A 2,531-nucleotide genomic window follows, 5' to 3' on the forward strand; every position below is an offset into this window, starting at 1 on the left:
GAGCGCAAGATCAAAGAGAGCCCTGACCTGACCATCGGCCGGAAGAAATACAAGATGGACCTTGTCCCGCCGGACCTTATGGTCGCCCGGTTCTTTGCCGGGGAACGTTCCGCCATCGAGGAGCTGGAGGCGCTGCAGGAGACCGCCGCCCGCGAGCTGGAGGAGTTTGTCGAGGAGCAGTCCGGGGAGGAAGGCCTGCTGGAGGACGCGACCAACGAGAAGGGCAAGGTCACCAAAGCGGCGGTGAAGGCCCGGCAGAGAGAGATCGGCAACGACCCGGAGTTTGCCGATGAATGCGAGGCCTTGACGCAGTGCATGGAGCTCCTCGAGGCGGAGGCCGGCGCCGGGAAAGCGGTGAAGGATGCCAGAAGTGCGCTGGACGAGAGGGTGCTCGCCCGGTACGCCACCCTCACCGAAGACGAGGTCACGGCGCTGGTGGTGGAGGACAAGTGGTGTGCCTCGATACGGGCCGGGATCGACGGCGAGGTGCAGCGCCTCACCCAGCGGCTCGCGGCCCGGGTGAAGGAGCTGGACAAGCGGTATGCCCGGCCCCTGCCGGAGCTGGAGCAGGAGGTGGAAGAGTTCGGTGCGAAGGTCGAGGAGCACCTGAAACGGATGGGGCTGGAGTGGCGATGAGGTGGGATGTCGACGAAATTGGGGACACAGGAATGGATGTCATAGAAATAACACCAGGAGAAGATCAACCAACCTTTGATTCTTTGTTGTTCATAGCGTTGGAAGACCTGGACAGTTCCATAATCCTGTATTATAGGGAGCACTTTCCCCAGTCAGTCTTTTATCTCCAGCAGGCAGTGGAAAAGGCAGTCAAGTCCCTGGGGCTTCTTTTTGAAATAGTATCCGAGGATGATTTACACAAAAAGATCGGCCATAATCCCTTAAGAGTCTATAAAAGACCGTTCACTAAGATCTCAAACGATCTACCCACCCTGAATAGAGAAATGGACACAGATCCTGAATTCAAGACGGTGCTCCAGTCATCAGGGATAGATTTCGATGAACTTGCATCATCCATTAAAAAGCAGCTGCATCAGATCGACGAATATCTCAGTACTGTCGTAAATTCCAATCCCCCGATAGAGGCTCTTGAGAGGCACCTTTCTGCGATTGATTCTTTCAACAGAGGGATTAAAAAAGCAGAGGAAAAGATTCGTAAAGAGGGAATCAGCGATGAGAATTTTAAAGGAGTAAAGGAAGAATTTCAAACCCAGCTTGAATCATTATTTAATTCAATACCCATTCCATCCCAACAAAAAGCTGCGATGCGAACGGAATTGGATTCGTTCTTCACCGCGTTTCTCCCGAACAAGGAATCCTTTGAATATTTGATGTATGTATTGCTCAAAATAGTACGAATAGTACAAAACCTCTTCTACCTCTCGATAATCTCCTCTCCCCATGCGACGAAATCACGATACCCTAATGGTAATTTCAACCCGCTTCAATTTTATTCACCAGGTTCCCCGCTGATTGACAAATTGCCTGAATTACAGGATATTACACGGCACACCCTCGAAGAGATGGATGCATTGTACGATCTGATCTTTGACCTGCCCGATGATGCACCTGGCGTTTCAAACGATGCACGATTGATTCTAAGTCCTGGAGATGAGGTTGAATGAGTGAGGAGGCGGTGAAGCCGGGATATAAGAAGACGGAAGTGGGGGTGATTCCGGAGGATTGGGATGTTTCACTGCTGCGTGATGATATATCACTACTATCCGGGCATCACGTTCTCGCATGCTTCTGTAACGTACGTGGCGATGGGGTTCCATATCTCACTGGCCCGGCCGATTTCCCCGGTGGCCACATTCAGCAAACAAAATTCACGACAAATCCGACAACCATTTGCCAGGAAGGGGATATTCTTGTCACTGTGAAAGGATCTGGGTCTGGAACTCTGATTGAGGCTGATGCTGCATACTGCATCAGCAGGCAATTGATGGCCATTCGAGTGAAAACATGGGATTCTCAGTTCCTTTTTTATTCCCTTCAGCAGAATGCATCTCAGATCAAGGCCGCATCAACTGGCCTTATTCCTGGCCTTTCCCGGTCGGATATTCTCGAACAACAAATTCCGCTACCTCCAACAGCCTCCGAACAACGCGCCATCGCCGCCGCCCTCTCCGATGCGGACGGGCTCATCGGGGCGCTGGATGCGCTGATCGCAAAGAAGCGGGCCATCAAGCAGGCCGCCATGCAGCAGCTCCTCACCGGGAAGACGAGGCTGCCGGGGTTTGCGAAGAGTTCTGGTTATAAGAATACAGAGGTGGGGGTGATCCCGGAGGATTGGGAGGTGAAGCGGCTTGGCAATCTTGGCACCTTCATGAAGGGTAAGGGGATCAGGCGAGATGATGTATCAGATGAAGGTTTGGAATGCATCCGATATGGTGAGATCTATACTCAATACAATAGTTATGTAGTAATCCTTAAATCACGAATACCCGAAAATATAGCCGCAACTGCACTCCTCATTCAAACTGGTGATCTATTATTTGCCGGATCGGGAGAGA

General features: G+C 51.6%; 2 protein-coding genes and 1 pseudogene. All 3 read left to right on the forward strand.

Annotated elements, in window-relative coordinates:
• A pseudogene (locus QCH34_RS10575) lies at positions 1 to 636 on the forward strand (hypothetical protein); the annotation flags it as partial.
• A complete protein-coding gene (locus tag QCH34_RS10580; protein WP_300333892.1) occupies positions 633 to 1,640 on the forward strand; it encodes a HEPN domain-containing protein in 1,008 nt (335 codons plus the stop codon). The pseudogene QCH34_RS10575 and the gene QCH34_RS10580, both read left to right, overlap by 4 nt.
• Positions 1,637 to 2,531, forward strand: an 895-nt coding sequence (locus QCH34_RS10585; protein ID WP_300333894.1) for a restriction endonuclease subunit S, incomplete at its 3' end; no start/stop codon positions are given. The genes QCH34_RS10580 and QCH34_RS10585, both read left to right, overlap by 4 nt.

It is taken from the genome of Methanocalculus sp. (genome assembly GCF_029762515.1).
Classification (GTDB): domain Archaea; phylum Halobacteriota; class Methanomicrobia; order Methanomicrobiales; family Methanocorpusculaceae; genus Methanocalculus.